The sequence below is a fragment of the Anabaena sp. CCY 0017 genome, from assembly GCF_963920885.1.
Classification (GTDB): domain Bacteria; phylum Cyanobacteriota; class Cyanobacteriia; order Cyanobacteriales; family Nostocaceae; genus Nodularia.
On record NZ_CAWUDG010000001.1, the window covers coordinates 435026 to 458051 of the forward strand.

Here is a 23026-nt window from a genome sequence, read left to right on the forward strand (position 1 = left end):
CACTGACTAAACAACAAAACTAGCTTCTTCTCCCAGAGACGCTTGCCAACTTCGAGCATCGTAATAGAGATCAGCTAGAGTAATACTGTACAAAGCTTCTTTGAGCTTTTGGTTGAGTCTTTTCCAGAGAGTGAATGTTACCCAATCTTCAGTTTGCGCCGGCGTTGGTGTGTGATGGGGTAAACGAGTAATATTTTCGCCGACGGCTTCTAAAATTTGACCTATTGAAATTTGTACAGGCTTTAATGCTAGTTGATAACCGCCAACGCTACCCCGAATTGATTTAACTAATCCAGCCCGACGCATTTCTATGAGTAACTTTTCTAGGTAAGGGGCGGGAATATCTTGACGAAGTGCGATCGCTCTCACTGATGCCGGACCATAACCTGGCTGTAAACTTAAATCTAGCAATGCCTTTACACTGTAGTGTCCTCTGGTAGTTAGTTTCATGCGGGCAAATTTTTTTATTTATGCTCAAAAAAAATAAATATTGATGTCGAGATGCAAAGCAGAAGAAATAATGCGTCCTTGTTTGGGAGAAACTAAATTTAGGGATTTCCAGAAAATAAATTGCCCCATTTCATCAGACCATATTTGTTCTTTATCCCCCCTGCTCCCTGCTCCCTGCTCCCCTGCCTACCTCAGCAATGGAATATTTTTTTAATTGTCAGTCCCTGATATATGGGTTCTTCGCCTCTGCCCCCTGCCCCCTGTTCCCTTTCCTCTCTTTCGACCAGTGAATAATTGCTAATGGTAATGATTAAAGGATCAGTTTTGCTGATCATCTTATGTTCTCATTATCAAGCTTACCAGCTATACAAGTTTTGAGCGTGGCTTTAGGAAACTTAAACAAATATAGTCTAGCAGAGATCACAAACTGGATATAGTTATGAAGATTATAGAAAATAGATTGTCTTGACAATATTGATAATTGTGTAACAATTTCATATCAGAGTGTAATATACTTGGCAAAGCTGAGATCAAAACTAAAGGATTCTGTTCTTACTAGTTCAACGTCAGCTAAAATAAAATCGATTCAACTACTTCAACCATTCATTTCTCATCTAAGTTGATGCCTAAACTGAAAAAAATAGAACCCCTACTGGGTGAAGAACTGCTCAAAAAAGTTAAAGAGCTAGAGAGCCTTAGCAAAGAAGATAAAGCCAAGCAGTGCGGCTACTCTACCATCACCAAAAATGGTATAGAGCGTGTGAATATGATGAAATTCTTGAATGCCCTCATTGATGCTGAAGGCATTCAGTTAGACAGTTCACCCAGTGCCAATGGACGTGGCGGGCGCAGTGCTAGCTATAGAATTAGCGTGCAATCCAACGGTAATTTATTGATAGGTTCAGCTTATACAAAACAGATGAATCTTGAACCAGGAGATGAGTTTCTCATTACCTTGGGGAAAAAACATATTCGTCTCAGACAGGTAGACGCAGATGAGAAGGAAGGCGTGGAAGCCCTAGAGGCTACAGCTTAATAATTTGTCAGTTGTCAGTTGTCAGTTGTCAGTCGTTAATTTTTTCGCTGGCCACTGACCATTGGCTTATAACTAATGACCAATAACTAATGACCAATGACTAATGACCAATGACTAATGACTCAATTCCTGAAGTGCCTTGTGCGTTACAGCCAAGCTGGATATTAATGTAACTTGCTCCCGTTCTAGTAAGCCTAAAATATATTCATAATTATCTCGTGCTACCACTGGTAACTGGTGTAATCCTCTAAGGGTCATGCGATCTAAAGCTTCAGACAAGAGTTCATCTCGCCAAGCATAGATAATCTCAGTTGTACAAATATCAATCAGAGTTTGATTAACTAAATTGCTGGAAATTTCACTAGCAGAATGGGACTGATTTTGCGGTAGACGCAGAACACGATTAATATCTTCTATAGAGAGTATACCCACTAATTGTTCTGCTTCATCAATTACTAAAGCACTACGACAGCGATCGCGGATCATTTCCAGCGCTGCTTCTAACACTCCCAAGTTTGCCGGCAACTTTTTTGGAGAAATCAGCATAGCATCTTCTACCAAAAGTTGTTGCACAATTTCCGCCTGTTCGTCTTTCAACTCAGAAAGACCAATTTGTTGCAAATTAGAATTAGAGTTAAAATTGGGCTTAAACTGTTCTATTACCCATACACTTAAACCCACTGCTGCCATTAAAGGTAAAACAATGCGGTAGTCACGGGTTAACTCAAATAACATCAAAATAGCTGTTAATGGCGCTCTCACACTTGCGGCTAAAACTGCTGCCATCCCCACCATTGCATAGGCTGGGGGAGCCGCCATCACTGCACCAACAGCCGGAAATAGGAGGGTGACGGTTTTAGCGTAAGCAGCTCCAAAAGAAGCACCCAGAAACATCGCTGGTGCAAATAAACCACCCACAAAACCACTACCAGTACTGATGGCTGTCAGCAATAATTTCAATACCAACAATACAACCAATAATTGCAGAGAAAACTCTACATCCTGAAGCATAGCTTCCACAGTTTCATAGCCGATGCCTAAAATTTGGGGAACTTGTAAAGCGACTCCACCGAGAATTACGCCACCAATTAAGGGATGAATGGGTCTAGGGATGCGTTTAAACAAGCCAAAACCAGGAATTAACCCAGCAAAGCCAGCTTTTGCTAACCGAATTGTGCCTGTATAAGTCAGAGAAACTAAACTTGCGCCTAAACCTAACCCCAGATAAAGCGGTAATTCCAAAAGACTACGGACTTGGTAAACAGGTAAATCAAACGCAGGTTGTGCGCCCAAACCAATTTGAGCAATTAATGCTGCTACGACTGCGGCCAGCAGAACTACACTCACAGCCGAAGTAGCAAAAGATGTTGCCCCCATGACTACTTCTAGAGCAAAAAATACCCCCGCGATGGGCGCGTTAAATCCAGCCGCTAATCCAGCCGCCGCACCCGCACCTAAAAGTAACCGTTGTCGCTCTTGAGAAACTTTGAGAATTACAGATAACAGCATCCCAAAATTTGCCCCAATTTCGACACTTGGCCCTTCAGTCCCCAAGGAAGCACCACTTCCCAAAGAAACAGATGCAGCTAACATTTTTGTGACAGGCCGTAATTGTTGCTTAGTCCCACTTCCCTGAGAGGCCGCAATCATTGATGTCAGTCCAGGGCCAAAGTCTTGAGCATACCAACGCATTAATCCCACGATTAACCCACCCAGAATAGGAACACAGGCAAAAGTCCAGTTACCCCAGACACTAATTGCATCTAGAAACTTTTCTCGCATTAGGTGATGAATTAGCTCAATTAAATAGTGAAATGTGACTACGCCCATCCCCGTACCACCGCCAATGAGTAGAGCTAAAAATAGTACAACAGTCTCTGGGGATAGTTGAAAACGGTTAATCAGTTGTGTTAAACGAGTAGAAGGTGTAGGAAATATAGGTTGTTCCGTTACCTTCCTCAGTTCGCTGGGAGGCAGGAGAGTCATGGAGATATGGGATAAATGTCAGAGAAAACTTAAATTTTTAGCTGCTACTTCTTATTGTCAGCCATTCTTGATTAAGCAAACAAGTTAAGTGTAATTTGATGGATTTACAAAGCTTTAGTAAAAAAACATGAGGCTTGTTAAAATTTTTATCATGACAATGGTTAAATAAGAGAGAATTAATGGTCAACGGTCAAACAATTTGGGATTTTCGATTGACTGTATTCCCTTGTGGATACACCTTGGGGATTTTAGATTGATCAATTAGGTATAGCCGAGGGGCTTGAACCAAAAAAACAATCCAAAATTCAAAATCCCAAATTGGCGCGATCAGATTGCTATTTGGGTGGGAGTCAGGGCTAACTTATTTATCTGTAGAGAAAATATAGTTTCTGTAAACTGAATGAATGCACCATCGGCAAGCAGGAAAAAACAGCCATCTTCAACCAAATCTAGCTATACTCGTGTTGTGACCATTGAGCCATGCTTCGTAGGAATACAATTACACAGATTGATTCGTGGCTGATGTCAGATCACACTGTGAGGTCTACTAAGTATTTTTCAAAAATGCAATATAGCTATTGTTATAGAGCGAGTAAATGGACTAAGCGGACGAGGTAGATGAATATACACACCTTTGATAATGATTATGTTGCTTGCCCAATTTGTCAAAGAAATGCCAAGCAAAGACTGGCCGACTCACATATTGGCTTGTTTAGCTGTCCGTATTGTCAGCAAAGGCTAGTCGTCTGTCGCAGTGGCCATTACGTCCGCGATCCGTTTATGCTTAAACAGATTATGCTTTGTTCGTCTCTACGTCGTCAAAGTAGCCCTTTAGCTAGAATTATACGAGATTTTATTCTAATTAAGCGTCCAGTATTAAGCTTGGTTGTGGGTCTGGCTATTTTCTTGAGCATGATCACAATGACGCAGCAAAATACAAAATACGATCCGCAACTTCCTACAACGGAAGAAATTCAACCAGGGGAGTCTTTCTGAGTGCTGAGTGCTGAGTGGGGAGTTTGGAGTGCTGAGTGCTGAGTGGGGAGTTTGGAGTGCTGAGTGGGGAGTGTAGAGTGTGGAGTGGGGAGTGGGGAGTGGGGAGTGTCAAGAAATCCAGTAGTTTGATCTCATCAATAGCAGTAGAGAAAGATAACTTCCCCAACACAAAATTTTCAGGAATTCTCCATTACCTCTTTCTGCCAAAATAGCCGCTAACGTCATAGTTAAAGCTACGGCCGCAAAAATCAGCTGTAAGTCAGTTTTCTGTACTGTGCCGCTACTGAAGTAAATGCTACCAGCCGAAGCGACTACAGCTAGTATTGACAAACCAGCCACCCAAGACCGTGGATAGGATGATCCGATGGGCAAATTTTCTACTTCTGCTAACTGAGCGCCAAAAGCTAAGGCTAAACTAGGGTAAGTTGGCAATACGTACCAAGGTAGTTTGATACTCAATAAGGAAATGATTACTAAATAGACAAGACTCCATACCAACAGGAATTTTGCCCAGCTGAGATTAAGATTTTCCCAAATTAAGCGCAGAGTTTGGGGTAAAAAAATCAACCAAGGCCATGTCCACTTCAGGATTTCAATCACATAGTACCAGGGTGATGCAGAATTTCCTTCAATGGCTGTGTTGATTTTTCTTAAGGATTGATTGACAAGGCCAACTTGAGCAAAACTATAACCGTAATGCAGTAGTTGGGCGCTATACCAAGCAGCTACAGGTAAAATGCCAATGAAGATGCCGATCCAGAAATAATGACTGGTGAGCAATCTTGGGGTATCCCAAAACAAAAAGACAATGGCGATCGCACTGAGTAATATACCGAATAATCCCTGAGTTAAACAAATCAAACCCAGTCCGATGCCAATACCAAGACAGTAACGTAAGTCCCGGCGCGATCGCAACACGCACAGCATCATCACCATTAAAAAACTGACAACTGCGCCATCTAAAATCGCCAATCGACCATGACGCACCACTGGCAGCATTGTGAGATAAATTACAGCACTATAAATAGCTGCCCAACGTTGACGAAATATCTCCCGACCAATACAGTACAGTAATGGTACGGAAAATGCCGTGAGAATTGCACTAGGTAAACGAGTTGTCCATTCATTCACACCTGCGATAGAATAAGCCCCAGCAATCAACCAATGTATGAAAGGTGGTTTGTAATGATACGGTTCACCGCCTAGGGTTGGGTAAAGCCATCGCATAGAACCTGCGGGAGCATTCCAAATTTCCCTAGCCACCTGCGCCACAGTAGCTTCATCCCCATCTCGCAGAGGCAATTCTCCTAGATTGATACTAAACAGTAACACTGCGGCCAACAGCAATACTATTAGCCACAGCCAATCAATCCATTTATTAACTACACGATGCTGTTTTTCTAGATGGCCCCAAACAAAGCTTCCTTCTTGCATATTCTATGATCATCATTTTACTTGCTGGTTTGATTACGTCGTCATTAGTTGTTGGGGGTGCATACCCCAGTGGTCGTAAAAACTCCAGTAAGAACTGTTAAAACTATATCTCTTCTGAGTTTGTTTAACTAAGGACTAAAGACCAATAACTAATGATTCCGCCTAGGGATTTGATTACATAGAGACTAAAACCAATCTCCAATGTTGCCACCCTGTGAAAATATATATTCTGCACAATTGCTAAGTTCTCAGGTTAGCTTATTTTTCTCTGGAGAACGATAAAAATTTGGCAAATTCCGCTAAATTTTCTTCAAGTTATTTAACAATTATTCTTGGGTAGAAATGATACAAATAATAGCAATATAAATATGCTAGTTACCTGTTGAGGAAAATGCCCATGAGTTTACCTTTTATTTTAGATATAACAATTGGTTTAATTTTTATCTACTTAATTTTAAGCTTGTTAGCTTCCGAAATCCAAGAAATGATTACTACCGTTTTACAATGGCGTGCAGTCCACCTAAAAAAATCCATTGAGATTCTTGTAGCTGGTGATGCCAGCAATTCTGACAATGATCGTGTAATTAGCTTTGTCAATGACTTGTACAACCATCCCTTGATTAAAAGTGTCAACCAAGAATCCAAAGGATTTTTGACGAATTTACCTCGCAAGTTGATTTGGTTCTTATCATCTCTTCCTGTAAAATTTTCCCTATCTGGAGAAAAAAGAACTAAAAGTATTTTTGGATATACACAATATAAAACAGAAGATATTAAAGATGACAATACCAAGTCGATGAAACACAGTGCGCCGTCCTATATTCCGGCGGAGACTTTTGCGACAACTTTAATGGAAACATTAGGGATACCAGTACTTGTTCAAAAGTTGACTGAATCCAGGCTGATTAATTTTAAAAATGAACAGTTACATGAGATACAAAATATCTTATTAAAGTTTCATAACCAGGTAAATAATATAGATGATCATATAAATACATTTTCTGTGAATAGCTACCATGATTTTACAGAAATAGTGGAAGAAAGCTTTGCCAAAATTATTGTTGATTTTGAAAAAAATAAAACTGACTTAGCGACTAGTATAAATCGGATGCAGCACAGTATAGATAGGTACATAGAAGTTTTTCAAGAAGATATGCCAGATGATTTTTTTGCTGGCAAAACTTTGCAAAAATTAAAATTTTTTAGAGAAGATGTTTTTAGCAATATTGAACAAACTATTTCACTTAAATGCTTAAGACCGAATATTCATGAAGTTGTACAGTTAATCAATATCGGTAGTGATGTTCACCAAGGATTACGCAATGAATTTCAAGACAAAGATAGTGAGGTCTATCAAAAATTTCAATATTTTAGCGAAAAATTACAAATTTTTACACAAAGTTTGCCACCATCTGTAATCAATAACATGGCTACCTTATCAAAACGTGCCGAAATAAAAGCTAAAACTACAGAGGAAGGAATTTATATATTACAACAAGAGATAGAGCAAACTTTTGATAAATCAATGGAACGAGCTGCTGGTGTTTACAGACGAAATGCCAAAGGAGTGGCACTTTTAATTGGCTTTACCATTGCCATACTTGCCAATGCTGATGCGTTTCATATTGTGAGCAGATTATCAAAAGATTCTTCTATACGGATTGCCATCGTTAATAGTGCTGGGCAAATTGTGCAGAGTAATAATTTAGATTCCTCGAACAATTTAGCTAATTTAAAACAACAAACTGAAGAAGTTTTGGGAGATATTGCTTTACCCATTGGTTGGAGTGCTATTAATTTAGAACAGCAAATTGATTGGCATGAAACTAATAAATATAATTTTTCTATCTGGAAAGCTATAACTATGATTTTCGGCTGGTTTGTCAGTGGTATTGCGATTTCGATGGGTGCGCCCTTTTGGTTTGATTTACTGGGTAAATTTGTAAATGTGCGGAATGCAGGGAAAGCACCGATTTCTGCGCCTAAAAAATAAAATCGTAGAAGTTACGCATTGATAACTAACATTAAATATGTATCGTCAAAAACCATATCTTTCGTAGGGGTTTAGCAATGCTAAACCCTAATGCTGGTCTATTTACAATCAAAATAATCAAGGATAAAAGTCTGAAACGACGTATTTTATGGAAATCATACTCTGATTAAGTTGATTGGCAATACCGCGATTCAATTAACTGATAATGGTGCTGATGATCAAACAGGAATCTTCTCCCAGTCAGTCTCGGCAGGCCAGTTAATTGGATTTCAGATTACCACAAACGATAATCGCTTCGGCCGTGCAAGTGTTACCATTTCTGACTTCAGCGTTGCCGCCGATCCTGTTGATACAGTCATTCCCACACCTGCGATGCTACCCGGTTTAATAGGCATGGGCATCGCGGCTTGGCGTAAAAAGCGCCAACAAAATGCCTCTAAATCAGGGTTGTCGGATTAATTCCACTCTGCGCCTAAAAAATAAAAATTATCCGTAATTCCCAGGCTTTTTCTTGGCGAATAATTTCAATTTGTTTGATAAATTCTCGCAAATAAAACCTGCGTTCTGCTTCTGACAAGTCGAACCAAAATTGCGGAATAGAAACAGCTTGAGCGACAGAACGCAAGTTGACTGGGGGAAGTGTGGCTAGTTTGGCTTGGAGTTGAGAAATTTCTGTGCGGAGTTTGTAAGCTCTTAATTGCGCGGTTTCATCATCTAAAATCCCGGTGGTGATTAAAGCGGGTAACTGCTGGAGAATTTCTTGCTGACGGGCGATCGCTTGCCCTAAACTGTTCTTAATGCTATCCAACTGCGGAAAATCCATTCCGGCTACAGCTAGAGGTAAGTCACGACACACAATCCTAATCGTCTTTTCTAATACATCCTGATAGGGAATAGCCCGACATTTGGGGTTTTGAGGACAGCTAATAGGACGTAAATAAAGATACTCTTTATCTTGGTAGCGCTGGCTAACACGGGTGACAGTTGTATGTGATTGACACTGACTACAAACCACCAACCCGGCTAAAGAACGGGGGGCGCTAGCAGTTCGAGATGGTAAACGACTGTTACGGCGTAAAATTCGGTCAATTTGAGCGGCTTCTTCTCTAGAAATTATGGGAATATGGGTATCAGAAATAATTTGCTCATCCTGATAAGCCGTATCACCACGATAAACGGGATTAGTCAGCCAGCGTCTGCCGGTAGTGACAGAAATTTTTTTCCCATATTTTTTCGCCAAGTGACGCACTGCACCACGTAGGGAACCATAGAGTAAAAACTGTTCAAAAAATTCTTTGACTACTGGTGAGGTACTGCGATCAATTGTATATTTTTCTTTACTCCGACGATAGCCATAAGGCACTTTACCCGGAGGTGGTGAGGCTTTCAGACGATTATAGGCGTGTGCTTGACGGATACTGCGGCTATGGTGCTGTCGTTGGATTTCGTGTAGCAATTTCCACAAATCAGAACCAAGATGGGAATTTTCCGAAGTGTAGGGTTGTTCGGTAGCTATGATGATTATCCCCATTGCCTCGATTTCATGCAAGCGATCGCTTACTTCCTCCAAACTATCTCCCAGTTCTTCTAAACGATGGATGAGCAGATAATTTGCTGGTTCAGTTTGACAATCTGTGATTAATTTTTGTAACTGCGTTCTTTTGCCCAAATCTTGATAAACTCGATCCACCTCCCATCCCCAATCATTGACATCAACAGAAGATTCTAGTAAAGGATTACTGTAAGAGTAAGCAATAATTTTCATTGCTGACTTAGTTCGATAATATTCCCATCCGGGTCTTGAGTGAAGAGGGCAGCGCGACCAGAAGCACTCACTTGAATGGGATAATTTTGATTGAGTAACTCTTGTTTAGCAACATCCAAATTAGCAACAGAAAAAGCAACGTGAGGATTGCGTCCCCATTTTTGATCAGGCTGATCTGTAGGGACAGTAGTTACAACTATCAGGTGAATTTGATAGTTACCCACTTGATACCATGCACCAGGATACTTTAAAGAGCGGTCTATTTTGGATAATCCCAATACATTGCCATAAAAATTTGCGGATTTTGCTAAGTCAGTCACGAGAATCGCTGTATGGAGAGACTGGATAATCTGCATTGTCTATCTGCTCAGTAAAATAAAATGCTCAGTGCTTTCCACTGAAAGGCTCAGATCCCTGACTTATTTAAGAAGTCGAGAATCTAGGTATCATATTTACTTATTATATTCCGTGAATTCAAAAAATTCTTTAAAAGTCAGCCATTTGAAATGCTTAATCCTGACTTGCGATAGAGTTATACGCCCAAAATTTGAGTTGAATAGAAAGTGTGATCTTTGACAATCAACTGACTATAGATAAACCGTTGTAATTTGTTTAATAAATTAGTTGCAGCGACATTTGAGCTAACAACTAAGTTTTTCATCAAGATTTATAGCGGTTTTCATAAGAGTGAAAACCGTGTTGATAGCTTGAAGTCCTTGATGTAGGGGCGGGTTTACAGATATGATCAATTACCAACAATAATTTTCATAAACCCCCCCCTACTGGCTTTATACTCAACACTTTGCCATTACATACCAGAGGTAAAAATGAATATAGAAAACGTCAACAGAGCAAGAATGACTGAGCGCTACTGCGCTTTGAGCATCGGCGTTATTTATTTGCTATTAGGTTTAGCTGGATTTATCCCAGCGTTGGTTTCATTACCAGGGACAAGCGCATCTTATATCCCGGCTGATATATCTCCTAACGCTTATGCTGCCGGATTTGGTTTGATATTTGGGGTAATTCCCACTAATTTCTTGCATAATCTTGTCCGTTGCGCTGTAGGATTTTGGGGAATTGCTTCCTATAACAACGCTAACAGCGCTCGCATATTCAATCGTGTTTTTGCAGTTGCTTATGCTGTACTAGCAATTATGGGATTTTTACCATTTGCTAAGTCATTTTTTGGCTTAATGCCTATTTTTGGAATTAATGCTTGGCTGAATGCTCTAGCTGCTATTGCGGCTGGATATTACGGTATTGTCATCCCAGCAAAAATTATGGGTGTTAATGTATCCCAAAACGTCTAAGCAAAAACAAGCAAAAATACTGAAAAATGAATTTATTATGAATTTTGTTGAAAGCTCTAGAGGTACTATAACCATTCTGGAGCATTTTTTTGGTGAATAATTGGGAAATTGAGAGAAATGATGACTCTCGTTGCTAGTCTTTACGCAAATGCGCTGACATTTTTTATGTTCCTGCTTCATAAATCTCGCATAAATACGGTTACGCTAATTTGTACTTATGAGCAAAACTGCATTTATCGAGTTTATTAGGGTGCATTTTATGAACTACCCTGCAAAGACTGTTATTAGAGGCAATTGGGATATAGCCAAAGAAGTTGCAACTCAGTGGGAGCGAGCCTCACTCATGGAAATCCGTGCTTATTGTTTAGAGATTTTGCAAGAAATAGGATGTTCTAATACCGAACTTCCCGTTAACTTACAAACTCGTGAACAGCAGTTAAATTTTATTGCTGGTTTTGCATCTTTTGCTTTTGGGGAGGTACAAAATGTCGAAAGTATTAATTGAAAATGCCTGGGATGAACCAGAATGGGCGGAAGAAGCTGTTTTTCCGGCAACTGAGCAAGAATTGTTGTTTTTAACCCAAAAACTTGCAGAATTGGAAATTCCCATTAAGGTTTTCTTACAAGCTGTATCTATAGCTGCTTATGACTGTTTATCAGCTTTTCGTTATGCTGATAAATATTTGAATCTTTCCCAGAAATAATCATAAAAGCGCTTTCACCCTCAAACAATGGCAACTATAGCAATCCGGTTTGATTGATGAAAAAATTAAGTATTGTAGTGGATTGGACGTAGGTTGGGTTAAGCGCAGCGCAACCCAACGCTACCAATGATGTTGGGTTTCCTTATGTCAACCCAAACTACAATTTTTTGGATCATTTTACGCTTGTCACGCCACTACGTGTCTTTAAGCGCCAAGCGCAGGCTACGCCAACAAAAATCAAATAGTAGCCCTATATGAAAAATTGAAACCACAGATAGAAGAAAATACTGAACAAATTCAGTAATCTGAGGCTAGTAACTCGAAGATCAGGAAAATAGCAGTGGTTCCAATTAAAGATAAAAACCCTACAGAAATTACGCCTTATGTAACTTATGCACTGATTGCAGCTAACGTTTTAGCTTTTCTTTATGAAGCAAGTCTTCCTCCCCAAGCATTAAATCAGTTTTTTCATCTAGCGGCCGTAATTCCCCAAGAACTGAGCTTAAGTTTTTCTGGAATCTCTGTCAATCAGCCGGTACCAGAATGGGCAACTTTAATTACCGCCCAATTTTTGCATGGTGGTTTCTTGCATCTAGCCGGCAATATGCTGTTTCTTTGGGTTTTTGGGAATAATATTGAAGAAAAGTTAGGACGTGCTAAATATTTACTATTTTATTTATCTTGCGGTGCTTTGGCATCCTTGGCACAATGGTTCTTCGCTCAAGATTCTACCATTCCTTCATTAGGAGCAAGTGGTGCGATCGCTGGCGTGATGGGAGCATATATTTTGCGGTTTCCCCAAGTTGAAATCATCGGTGTCATACCTTTAGGATTCTTCTTTCCCTCTTTCCGGGTTCCAGCATATTTCTTTTTGGGATTCTGGTTCATCCAACAAGCTTTTTACGGAATAGCCAGTTTAGAAGCGCCCACAAATATCGGTATGGAAAGCGGTGGTATTGCCTATTGGGCCCATGCCGGAGGTTTTGTATTTGGGGCAGTTCTTGGCCCACTGCTGGGCTTATTTAACGATAAATCTCAACAAGAATCTTTATCTGGGTAAGTAGGTGCTAAAATCTCAGCAGTTTTTTTTCAGACGTGATTTGTCGCATTTTAGCATCTTGCTATGGCAGCACAGGCTATATTGCAAATAATCAATAATTAGGAAAAACACCTGTGTTTCCCCTCCATGACGAAAACCCAATACGCATCACCCCATACTTTACTTATGGGTTGATTGGTTTGAATATTGTAGTCTTCCTTCACGAAGTAAGTCTATCCAGTGAACAATTAGATCAATTCTTTCGGATGTATGCGGTAATACCGCGAGAGTTAACCAATAACTTTGCTCAAGAGTGGACAACTTTATTTACGTCACAATTCTTGCACGGTGGTTGGTGGCATCTGATCTCAAATATGGTGTTTCTCTGGGTCTTTGGTAACAATATTGAAGACCGGATGGGTCATTCCAAGTATTTGATTTTTTATCTAGCTTGTGGTGCTTTAGCTGCTTTGTGCCAATGGTTTATTAGTATGGATTCCACTATACCTTCTTTAGGAGCAAGTGGTGCGATCGCTGGAGTTCTCGGTGCTTATGTGATTCGTTTCCCGCAATCTAGAATTCTCACCTTAGTCTTTTTGGGTTTTTTCATCACTACAATCAGGATTCCAGCAATGATTCTGATCGGGATTTTCGTAGTCCAGAATGTGATATCAGGTCTTCTCAGTCTACAAGCTGCTGCTAATATGGCTGTGGAATCAGGTGGAGTTGCTTACTGGGCGCACATTGGCGGCTTTGCTTTTGGGATAATTCTGGCTCCATTATTCGGGTTATTTCGACACGACTAAATGAGTGATAAGTCATATAGCAAAACTCAGCACTCAGCACTCAATTCTGGTTCACACTGGCTGAAACTTCTGGAAAAATTAAGGCTTCTTCTTCAGGTAAGACAGGCGGAGGTGAGGACACGAAAATATCAGCACCATTGACAATTACTCCTAACAAGCCCAGTTCAGCTTCAACTAATTGGTCAATAGCTTCTCCTAACATATTTTCTTGTGTACGGTTGGGACGAGCTACTAATACTATGCCATCGCTATAGGGTTGGATTAACAAAGGATCGTTGGATAAACTGAGGGCATTAGTATCTAAAATTACTAAATCAAAGCGTTCCCTGACATCCTCTATCAGCCTTCGCATTTCGCTTGATTCAAGAATAGCGGCAGATTGACGCAAAGGACCAGGGCTAGGAATAATGTATAAATTTTCCACATCAGGAACTAAACGAACACATTCATTCAATCTGGCATAGTAGCGCAGGGGTTCAAAACTGGCATCGGAATCTGGGGTAACATTCAAGGATGAAGCATGAGAAGGCGATCGCAAGTCTGTTTCGATGATCAAGGTTCTTTTACCAGCTAGGGCAGAAGCGATACCTAAGTTATAAGCACTGACTGTCTTACCTTCTTGGCTGCTAGTGCTAGTAATCAATAGCACTTTGAAATCTCGACCACCAATCCGACGCAAATTGCTGCGAAACTTTTCATAAAACTCCAAATAGGGAGAATCAGGGGAAAGTACTACAGGCAAAGCTGTTGTATCCAAATCATCAACAGGCATTAACGGCAGTTCTCCCAACTGAGCAACTTCCCTTTGTCTGAGGCTGTCGCGGATATCTTCCTTGGTTTTGAAAGTGCCTTCCAGGGAACCCAACAAAAATATTACCCCACCACCAACTAGCAATCCAAATAAACCACCAATACCTAAAGTCAGAGGCACACTCTGAGGTTTAGTGGCATTACTGACAACCTTAGGCGCTCTGGCAATTGTTAAGCTAGTAACTGTTTCTGCTTCTGCGGCTTTAGAGTCGGCCAGCTTAGACTGCATTTGGTCGAAAATCGCTTTTTTCAGTCCTAATTCCTGTTCTAAACGCGATCGCGCTAGTTGCTTGTTGGGTATTTGAGAATACTCTTGCCGCAATCGCTCTTCTTCTCTAGTTTGTTGAGCTAATTGTTGTTCGAGTGTTTCTTTTTGGGTTTCCAAAGCTACCATCTGATTAGCCAGTTGTTGTCGAGCTGGGTCTAAGTTGCTTTGGGCGCGGATACCGGAAACACCCCCACCAGGTAGAGGAGCCGCATTACCCCCTCCTCCTACTACCTCAGCAGCGCGTTGTTGCAGCAATTCTTCAATAGATTGCTTCTGACGCACCAATTGAATCATGGTGGGATTTTCAGGTCGGAAATCTTTACTGAGTAAACTTATTTGTGATTCTATTTGATAGATTTGCGATCGCAAGCTAGAAAGAATGGGATCGGCACTCAACGCCGAAGAAACATAGGCTTGTGCCACAGTTAAACCCAACTTGTCTTGCAAACTGCGAATTTGGGCATCAATTCCGGCAATAGTTAGTTGAATTGACCTTTGCTGATTTTGACTACTAGTTACTGCACCCAGCAAACTACCATTCTCAGCCGCCAATATTGCCGGACGCTCCAGGCGGTCATACTGTTCAAGCTTTTGTTCTGCTGCTTCCAGTTCTGATTTCGCCTGCGGTAAGCGCTCATTAATTTTTTCAATAATTGCGTTTAATCGCCCACTATTAATCTCACCACTCAGGGCAATCATCGCTTGCATTAATTCCTGCAAAACTTGCTGCGATCGCTTAGAGTCAGTATCTTGATATTTTAACTCAATGATTGAGGATTGCCGTTGTCCTGTCGGACTTCTGTCCGGTAGACGCAGAGCTACATTTGCCCCAATAATGTTTGGTTTTACACTGACTTTCGCGGCTACACGTTCAATTATCTGGTCTGACAGCAAAACTTGCTGAGTCAGTTCTTGCCCTTGTTTTTGAATTTCACTACCAGTCGCCGAAAAGGAAACTGGTGGATTAGTGTAAGCAAGTGCGGCATCTGCTACGTAGCTGGGTGGTGGTTCTGGCTGTGTCGCCACAATTGTTGACCCTGCAAGTATTAAAGCAAAACTGCCCAATCCAATCCATTTATATTTCTCAAAAGCAATTAAATAGCGCTTAACAATTGGTGGAGTCATAATAAACAATTCAAAATTTAAAATTGAACACTGTTCTCGACCTGGATTTGAACACCGACTAATACATAAACTACTTGTAAAACTCAATTCTTGGCGTTATGTATAGGTAGAGGTTTTAGACTCTTTATTGACTGACAAATTAGATAGTGGTTCCAGAATACAGCTTGGCAAAAATCAACCCCACACCCATGAACCCCATGCTATTCCCCCATTACGAATTACGAATTACGTTCGCGCAGCGTTTCCGATAGCGCAGCGTGGCGTTAGCCATAGGAAATATTACGAATTACGAATTACCTACCACTACCACCAAAGTTTTCAAAGAAATTCAGGAAAGAGCGTATATTGAAAAAAGGCTGTGTAATGGTATTAAGAAGATTAGAAAGTCTCCCAACTAAATTGCGTCCTACAACAATTACATCATTATCTTGAAGTGGCACATTTTGAGATGCATCGCCAGCCAGAGCCTTTCTCGCATCCAATTTTTGGGTTACAGCTCTACCTTGTTCAGCATCGAAGCGAACTAGGGCAATGTCCCGAAGATTAGCACTATCTAGATTTATTCCTCCTAAAACATCGATAAAAGTACTGCCATTAGGTAATGCTTGAGTCACTATTCCCGAAGAAGTGTAATTTAAAACCCGGACGCGAATTTGTTGTACAGCTAAGGATGAACGAGCAACTAAGTTGCGATCGTAACCGTCATTAGTACCAATCTCTTGACGTGGGATAATAACCGCATCTCCATCTTGTAAGCGTAAGCTTGGTATTGACCCGTCATTTTGCAATACTGCATACAAGTCAACAGTTTGTGAAATCACCGAACCATCAATCAACCGCCGACGGACTTGCACTTGCCGTAGGTCTGCCGTCACTGTAGAACCACCAGCGATAAATAGAGCATCAGCAACACGGGGTGTTGCGGAATTAACAGGATAAATTCCTGGTCGAAACACCTCACCGCTAATGCTAATTTGAACTGGTCGTGGTGTTGCTAGTGACACCACCAAAAGCGGTTCCACCAAAATACTGCTTAAACTCAAACGAATTTTTTCTTGTGCTTCATTTAAACTCAAGCCTTGTAAAGAGACTGTTCCCACCTGCGGAACAACTATATTGCCTTCTAAATCAATTTGAGCTTGAAAACTCGAATCTGGACGCTGCCCTATTAAAGATAAAACGATTACAGGATCAATGACAAAACGATCCAGCGACACTCGAATTTTTTCTTGTGCTTCTTCAAAGGTTAAACCTTGTAGCGACAACGTGCCAAGTAGCGGCACAATAATATTGCCTTCTGGATTGATTGAGGATTGAAAACTCAAATCAGGGAAACGTTGCACTGCAACGCTAATTGTATCTCCGGGGCCTAAGCGATAGGGGCCAGGTGGGCGCTGAAACGCAACGTTAATCACATCTCCAGAACCCAAAAGATAGCGGTTGAGTTGAGGGGAAACCTCGTTATTCAAACTCTCATTACTGAGTGGAGGGGAAGGTGGTTGTAACGGTGGTTGTACTTTAACCGCATCGGATGGCCGAGTCGGTAATAATTGCCCTATCAAATTTCTCGAAGACGATAAAGGTTGGGCAGTAACAGGTTGAACCGCAGTTGTCAAAAAAATACTTACTTGAAAACTAACAAAATATAGGGCGCTGAATGATGCACGCATATTAGAAATAGAATCCTGGTAAAACTGAGTTCAAAGTAAATCCCACCGGTTGATGATTTTACTCTGAAGATATTTTAAATCTTTAACTGAATAGTGACGCTTATAATTTTGTGCTTGATTGTTGCTGCACAAACGCACTTGTGAATTTTTCTAAAAATGACTAGTCATCAATGTAGCTTGTACTGTTTCACCAATAGACTGAGCTAAAGCCCAAGTAGTTTCCACTTGCCCTAAAGGTTCCATCGGAATCAGGATACTGACACTAACCCAAGGAACGCGAGTTTGAGACCATTGTGCCAATTGATCTTTGAGAAACCACCGAAATGGTGAAGAATTTCCACCATTTGGCGTTGCATACCATTGTAAGACGGCGAAGGTTTCCTGCTGGGTAGAGACGCGAAAGAACCTTGCTTCCACTTTAGATTCAGTATTTTTACTCAATTGGGGGGGGTGTTTGACAGTAAATTTCGCAGAGCGAAATTGAGCTATATCCCATCGCTGCCAGCGATTTTTTCCCCAGCTATTAATATCAGTCCATTCCACTTCGGGTTGATCTTTTGGACCGTTTTGTGGATGCAAAAGTAATATTGCCCGATTTTGAGTATCTTGTTGCTGCAAAATTTGTAATGACCATTTACTTGTGCCTACCAATTGTTCTGCTTGTTCAACAGTTTGCCAATTAGGAAGGGTGATTCCGATTTGACGTATATTCCTCAATGCTGTTAGGTTGGGAACAGGTGGTGGTTGTTTCCATTGCCAGCGTCCTGTCAGGTATCCAGGAACTCCTTTAATTAGCAATAGGAATAGTAGCAATAAAAGCACTGATACATAAGTCAATTGCTTTTTTTGGAAAAACTTAGATAAGGGCTTCATTCGGAAAAATTACCATATTTACGCCAGATATTTTTGAAACCATGATCCGAAAGTTTTTGGATCAAATTGCTGAGTGTAACAGGAGGAGCAGAAGGGAAATTTTGGCAAGTCTTTTCCCTTCTATTGGTCATACAATGTGGGATTTTAAATTTCGGATTTATCCCATAAATAAATTGTGTGGCTTGTACCATTGAGGAAGCATTGGTTAATTCCTTATTCAGCAATTTCGCCTGATTCCTGAAGTTCTAGACTTGGAGAAAAATAGTTATTCATCCAATTCAGTAAGGGTACTAATAACAGCAGCAGACAAGCAGAGTAAAGGTCTCCACCCCAACTGTCATGTAGCCATTTAAAAGCTGCTTCGCGACCAGTGCCATGAAAGAAACTCAGTAAAGTGTTGCGAATGATATTGGCAATAACACTAAGGAGTAGGGCAAAAGATAAAAACCAAGTAGTAGTCCGGCGGGAAGATAATGCACCCGTCCAATAAAGCAGCATCAAGCTGACGTAAAAAGTAGTAAACAACATTTTTAGCCCCGCACAATAGGGAGCAACTTCGACAATGCGTCCATTGACATATATATTGATGCCATCCACAACTACTTCCATTCCCAATTGATTCAGGATGAAGCCTGCTGTACCAGCAATGAAGCTTTGCAGAGGTAAGGTGTAGGGAACGAGGAGGTAGGGTAAGGCAGTTGGAGTTGCTAAAAATATCAGCAGCAAAGCAAATGCTTGCAGTCGGAAACCAGCTATGCCTTTGAACCAGAAGCACAAACCTATGAGTATTGTCGGTAGGGAAATATTAACCCACTCTGGAACACCGCTCAGATAAAAGACTCCTCCTATTGACAGTAAAACAGCACCTAAAGGATGGGTTTTATCTTCCAGACGATGCCACTTTTTACGGTTTAACCAAATTAGGTAAGCCGCAAATGGGAGACCGATAATACCGTGGCTAAAGTATTCGTGTTCGAGACTAATGCTTTTGTTTAGCCAACCATCCAGCCAGTGAAGCAAGACAGGCGCATATAGCAGTACCAAAAATCCCAAAATTGCTATGTTGAGCAATTGTCCTGTGTTTCTTTGTTTTAGCTGTTGCCGAAGTACCATGATTTAAATCAATGTCAATTACTGAATTACCGAACTAAAGAATGTAAATTAAATACATAATAGCTTCTTTGGTTCGTCACTGAGAGCAGATGTAATTGCCGCTACAACATTTTTGATTTGGTTACTGCTTAAGCCTGGGTACATGGGTAAGGACAGTATTTGATTTGCGAGCTTTTCAGATTGGGGAAAGTCGCCTGGTTGATAGCCTAAGTCGGTGAAAGCTGGTTGTAGATGGCAAGGAATGGGGTAGTGAATCCCGGTTTGAATTCCCACTGCTGTGAGTTTGTCTTGGATTTGCTGGCGTTCTAGAGGACAAGAATCATCAATTTTGATCACATACAGGTGATAAACGTGTCCGGTGCTGCTATGGTTTTGCATCGGAATAATCCCAGCCGATGCTAAGGGTGCTAGTTCAAGATCATACTGCTGGGCGATAGTCAGGCGATCGCGATTCCATTGCGGCAAATGTGGTAGTTTTTCTAATAACACTGCTGCTTGCAATGTATCTAAACGACTGTTTGTCCCTGGTTCTACATGAAAATACTTTTGGGATGAACCATAATTTCGCAAGCGTTTCATCTTCTGCGCGACATCCGAATCTCCGGTCAGCAGCATTCCTCCATCCCCAAATGCACCTAAATTTTTGCTGGGATAAAAACTAAAAGCCGCACCTATACCTACGGAACCAGCGCGATATCCTTCTCTTTCGGCTAAATGTGCCTGGGCTGCATCTTCAAAAATCAGTAATTTATAGGTATCTGCCAAGTCTAAAAGCTGTTGCGGTGATACCATCTGCCCATAGAGATGTACGGGGATAATTGCTTTAGTGTGTGGGGTAATTGCTTTTGCAGCTGCTTCTAAATCAATTAAAGCTGTTTGCGGGTCACAGTCTACAAGAACAGGCTTGGCCCCAGCTCGTAAAACTCCAATCAACGTGGCCACAAAGGTGTTAGCCGGTAAGATCACTTGATCTCCAACACCAATATTACACGCTTGTAAACCGAGAGCGATCGCATCGGTTCCAGATGCCACACCTACACCATATTCTGTCCCAGATGCTGCGGCAAAAGCGGTTTCAAAATCTGTCAGGGCTTTCCCTAAAATAAAATCTCCCTGTGCCAATACAGCCTGTATTGCCTGTTGCAGTTGATGTTCAATCGGCTGGTGTTGTAAATTCAGGTCTACAAAAGGAATGTTACTATTCATATTTTTTTGTTAGCTATCTTCAAAAATAGATATCAAATTTTTGACTACCAATACAAGCCTTTACTGATGAAGTAATAGTAAAGTCTAAATAAAGTATTTATTTGGTTGATAAATTTTATTACATAAACTGGTTTATTGTTTATATACGACGATTGTATTGTATACAGAAAATAAATATTTTAGTAATTTCAAGTAAAAATACGTAAAAAAAGCCCTAAGTTTTATATAAGTTTGTAAATATTTATATAAAATATCTCAGTTTAATATTAATTTAGTGACGTATTTCATACGCAGCAATCCCAGATTAATTGATGAACATCCGCGTTCTGCTTTTTTTGAAAACTCTTTTTATCCGTTGCGGTTCCTTAAACAAGATTATCTGTACAACCGGAAGAAGATTGACGTAACTGCCTATTTGGGCAGCACATATCTATATTTAAGTACAAAGAAAGCATCAACACTTCCAACATCAACGCTGAAATTAACAGCCATTTTACAGGGGTTGCAGTGTAAAAGTGAGATGAATTTTTTGTTTGTTTTTGTATTTAGTCTTATACTACCCTTATCCCAGATAAAAAATAACGCTATTTGCCATCAAAACCTCAAATAAGGCAAATTACACTAGCTGTTCACCAATGAGATATAAAATTTTTGTTCACAGCTTGTTGATTAAGAGCAAAATTGGGGAATGCTTAAAAATAGAAATCATAACCCTAGACACAGGGGTTATATAAATTACAAGATTGAAAAATATCAAGGTAGCAATGGTAATGGTAGAGCCTGAAAACAAATTGTTTGGCTTTAAAGATGGTTGGGTTTCTCAAGAATTTACCGAGGAACATCGCCTAGAAGCATTGTCTGAATTAGGTTTGCGGCAACCAGAAACAATTCCGGTGTTTGAAGAAGCCACTCAAACTGCGGCCCACTCCTTAGAAGCGCCAATTTCCATATTGGGATTTGTAGACCAAGAATGTCATTGGTTCAAGTCAGCAGTGGGTTTATCTAGGCTAGGGCTAATGAATCATCTAGCACAAAACCGTCAGCTGTTACGCGACGAGTCTTTTTGCACCCAAGTGGTCGAGACCTTACAAGTTTATGCAATAAATGATACCCATAAACTTCCGAATTCATTATTGAGAAATGGTAAGTTAGTACAGGATTATGGCATCCGTGCCTACTTAGGCGCACCACTGATTGATGCTTCAGGGAATTGCTTGGGTGCATTGGCAGTCATGGATCTAGTACCACGTAAATTTACAACTCGCGATATTGAATTTTTACAAATAATAGCTCGTTGGTGTATGAGTGAATTTGAGCGCAACCTCATGGTGCTGCAAAAAAATACCGAAAAAACTAATTCACAAAACGCAGCCACGAAATCACTCAATGATCAACGCACAATTGGCATAAAAGCTACCCCAGCTAATTTAGAAAAAGAATCTAGTTCTACTAAGCAAATAAAACTGCAACTCTTGGGACAGATAACTCAAGAGTTACGTACACCCTTAACATCTGTACTAGGCATGGCTAGCGTTTTAGGACGTGAGATTTATGGGCCTTTGACAATGAAACAAAGAGAATATTTGGACATCATTCAACATAGTGGTCGATACTTACTCTCTTTAGTCAACGAAATGGCTGAACTGGGAATATTGGATGAAAACACCTCGGTGCTGAATATAGCCCCTGTAGATATTGAAATGCTTTGTAAACAAGTTATTAATACTCTAGAAGAGGCCGCTAACCGCCGGGAACAAAATATGCGCCTGTCCATAGAACCAGGACACAGCCGCATTTGGCTTTTGGATAAAGACAAAGTGCGGCAAATTTTATATCACTTAATTTTTAGTGTCAGTCAACTTTCTGCTACAGGTAGTATTGTCCGTATTCATGTTTCTTATAAGGAAAATACGCTGAATATTACTGTTTGGGTCTCTCATCCTTGGCTAGGAGATGGGATGACTGAGGTTGACTCCTATTTTCATCTAAATTCGTTGTCCAAGGTTGAATTAAAAGGCGACGCTGCAACCTACAGCAATTCTCCAGAAAGTGAGGAGGAGTTAGTGATACCTGTGGGAATGGAAAAAACAATGAATTTGAATGATTCCCAGTTAAACACATTCATGATGAGTTCTGAGCAGGGTTTATCTGGAGATCATAGTAACTTAACGCGTGAAAGCTTGGGTTTGTTGCTGAGTTGTCAGCTGGCAGAACTTCACGGGGGACAAATTTTGATTCAAGGTTCACCGGAATCAGGACACCGCTATGTGATGTCTTTGCCATTACAGATGGTTGCTGCTTCAGAAATCAACGGTTCTGATTAATGAGTGCCTTTCTAAGTGCTGAGTGCTGAGTGGGTAGGGGCAGGGGCGGGTTTAAGCAGTCAATCTGTGGTTTGTTGAAATCCTTAGTAAACCCGCCCGGACACCGAGTGCTGAG

The 23026-nt window shown here is 40.7% G+C and carries 19 protein-coding genes and 1 pseudogene; 10 read left to right on the forward strand and 10 right to left on the reverse strand.

Annotated elements, in window-relative coordinates:
- Positions 1-6: 6 nt before the first annotated feature.
- Positions 7-450 (reverse strand): Rrf2 family transcriptional regulator, encoded by a 444-nt coding sequence (locus ACM0OW_RS01855; protein ID WP_414548320.1) that lies wholly within the window; start codon positions 448-450, stop codon positions 7-9.
- A 622-nt stretch (positions 451-1072) separates the two neighbouring features.
- Here ACM0OW_RS01855 and ACM0OW_RS01860 point away from each other — a divergent pair.
- Complete coding sequence (locus ACM0OW_RS01860) at positions 1073-1486, forward strand: AbrB family transcriptional regulator (protein WP_414548321.1); 414 nt, start codon at positions 1073-1075, stop codon at positions 1484-1486.
- Positions 1487-1600: 114 nt separating this feature from the next.
- On the opposite strand, the gene ACM0OW_RS01865 is transcribed toward ACM0OW_RS01860, so the two are convergent.
- Positions 1601-3472 (reverse strand): chloride channel protein, encoded by a 1872-nt coding sequence (locus ACM0OW_RS01865; RefSeq protein ID WP_414548322.1) that lies wholly within the window; start codon positions 3470-3472, stop codon positions 1601-1603.
- Positions 3473-4090: 618 nt separating this feature from the next.
- Between ACM0OW_RS01865 and ACM0OW_RS01870 the strand changes: the two genes are divergently transcribed.
- Positions 4091-4468 (forward strand): hypothetical protein, encoded by a 378-nt coding sequence (locus tag ACM0OW_RS01870; protein ID WP_414548323.1) that lies wholly within the window; start codon positions 4091-4093, stop codon positions 4466-4468.
- A 114-nt stretch (positions 4469-4582) separates the two neighbouring features.
- Here the strand turns inward: ACM0OW_RS01870 and ACM0OW_RS01875 are convergent.
- Positions 4583-5902: pseudogene (locus tag ACM0OW_RS01875) on the reverse strand (ArnT family glycosyltransferase); the annotation flags it as partial.
- A 397-nt stretch (positions 5903-6299) separates the two neighbouring features.
- Here ACM0OW_RS01875 and ACM0OW_RS01880 point away from each other — a divergent pair.
- Complete coding sequence (locus ACM0OW_RS01880; protein WP_414548324.1) at positions 6300-7895, forward strand: hypothetical protein; 1596 nt, start codon at positions 6300-6302, stop codon at positions 7893-7895.
- Positions 7896-8066: 171 nt separating this feature from the next.
- Positions 8067-8354 carry a PTPA-CTERM sorting domain-containing protein gene (locus ACM0OW_RS01885; protein ID WP_414548325.1) on the forward strand — a complete coding sequence of 96 codons (288 nt, stop codon included), beginning with the start codon at positions 8067-8069 and terminating at the stop codon, positions 8352-8354.
- 13 nt (positions 8355-8367) lie between these two features.
- Here the strand turns inward: ACM0OW_RS01885 and ACM0OW_RS01890 are convergent, their stop codons facing one another.
- Positions 8368-9660 (reverse strand): recombinase family protein, encoded by a 1293-nt coding sequence (locus ACM0OW_RS01890; protein ID WP_414548326.1) that lies wholly within the window; start codon positions 9658-9660, stop codon positions 8368-8370.
- Positions 9657-10016 carry a VOC family protein gene (locus ACM0OW_RS01895; RefSeq protein WP_414548327.1) on the reverse strand — a complete coding sequence of 120 codons (360 nt, stop codon included), beginning with the start codon at positions 10014-10016 and terminating at the stop codon, positions 9657-9659. The genes ACM0OW_RS01890 and ACM0OW_RS01895 overlap by 4 nt, the downstream gene beginning before the upstream one ends.
- A gap of 477 nt (positions 10017-10493) precedes the next feature.
- Here ACM0OW_RS01895 and ACM0OW_RS01900 point away from each other — a divergent pair, with 477 nt between their 5' ends.
- From ACM0OW_RS01900 to ACM0OW_RS01920, 5 genes are all read left to right on the forward strand, one after another.
- On the forward strand, positions 10494-10973 hold the full coding sequence (locus tag ACM0OW_RS01900) for a DUF4383 domain-containing protein (protein ID WP_414548438.1): 480 nt from the start codon (positions 10494-10496) through the stop codon (positions 10971-10973).
- Between the two features lie 259 nt (positions 10974-11232).
- On the forward strand, positions 11233-11478 hold the full coding sequence (locus tag ACM0OW_RS01905; protein ID WP_414548328.1) for a hypothetical protein: 246 nt from the start codon (positions 11233-11235) through the stop codon (positions 11476-11478).
- Complete coding sequence (locus tag ACM0OW_RS01910; RefSeq protein WP_414548329.1) at positions 11459-11677, forward strand: hypothetical protein; 219 nt, start codon at positions 11459-11461, stop codon at positions 11675-11677. Before ACM0OW_RS01905 ends, ACM0OW_RS01910 begins: the two co-directional genes overlap by 20 nt.
- Before the next feature lie 340 nt (positions 11678-12017).
- The gene (locus tag ACM0OW_RS01915; RefSeq protein ID WP_414548330.1) at positions 12018-12737 is read left to right on the forward strand and encodes a rhomboid family intramembrane serine protease; all 720 of its coding nucleotides are present in this window, start codon (positions 12018-12020) and stop codon (positions 12735-12737) included.
- 113 nt (positions 12738-12850) lie between these two features.
- The gene (locus ACM0OW_RS01920) at positions 12851-13522 is read left to right on the forward strand and encodes a rhomboid family intramembrane serine protease (protein WP_414548331.1); all 672 of its coding nucleotides are present in this window, start codon (positions 12851-12853) and stop codon (positions 13520-13522) included.
- Between the two features lie 40 nt (positions 13523-13562).
- On the opposite strand, the gene ACM0OW_RS01925 is transcribed toward ACM0OW_RS01920, so the two are convergent.
- From ACM0OW_RS01925 to ACM0OW_RS01945, 5 genes are all read right to left on the reverse strand, one after another.
- Positions 13563-15725: a GumC family protein gene (locus tag ACM0OW_RS01925; RefSeq protein WP_414548332.1), complete on the reverse strand. Its 2163-nt coding sequence runs from the start codon at positions 15723-15725 to the stop codon at positions 13563-13565.
- A 293-nt stretch (positions 15726-16018) separates the two neighbouring features.
- Positions 16019-17395 (reverse strand): polysaccharide biosynthesis/export family protein, encoded by a 1377-nt coding sequence (locus ACM0OW_RS01930; protein WP_414548333.1) that lies wholly within the window; start codon positions 17393-17395, stop codon positions 16019-16021.
- A gap of 150 nt (positions 17396-17545) precedes the next feature.
- Positions 17546-18268 (reverse strand): cyanoexosortase B system-associated protein, encoded by a 723-nt coding sequence (locus tag ACM0OW_RS01935; protein ID WP_414548334.1) that lies wholly within the window; start codon positions 18266-18268, stop codon positions 17546-17548.
- Between the two features lie 213 nt (positions 18269-18481).
- Entirely contained in the window at positions 18482-19381 is a 900-nt protein-coding gene (crtB, locus tag ACM0OW_RS01940; RefSeq protein WP_414548335.1) for a cyanoexosortase B, read from the reverse strand.
- A gap of 48 nt (positions 19382-19429) precedes the next feature.
- The gene (locus ACM0OW_RS01945; protein WP_414548336.1) at positions 19430-20587 is read right to left on the reverse strand and encodes a DegT/DnrJ/EryC1/StrS family aminotransferase; all 1158 of its coding nucleotides are present in this window, start codon (positions 20585-20587) and stop codon (positions 19430-19432) included.
- A gap of 770 nt (positions 20588-21357) precedes the next feature.
- Here ACM0OW_RS01945 and ACM0OW_RS01950 point away from each other — a divergent pair.
- On the forward strand, positions 21358-22911 hold the full coding sequence (locus ACM0OW_RS01950; protein ID WP_414548337.1) for a histidine kinase dimerization/phospho-acceptor domain-containing protein: 1554 nt from the start codon (positions 21358-21360) through the stop codon (positions 22909-22911).
- Positions 22912-23026 lie beyond the last annotated feature (115 nt).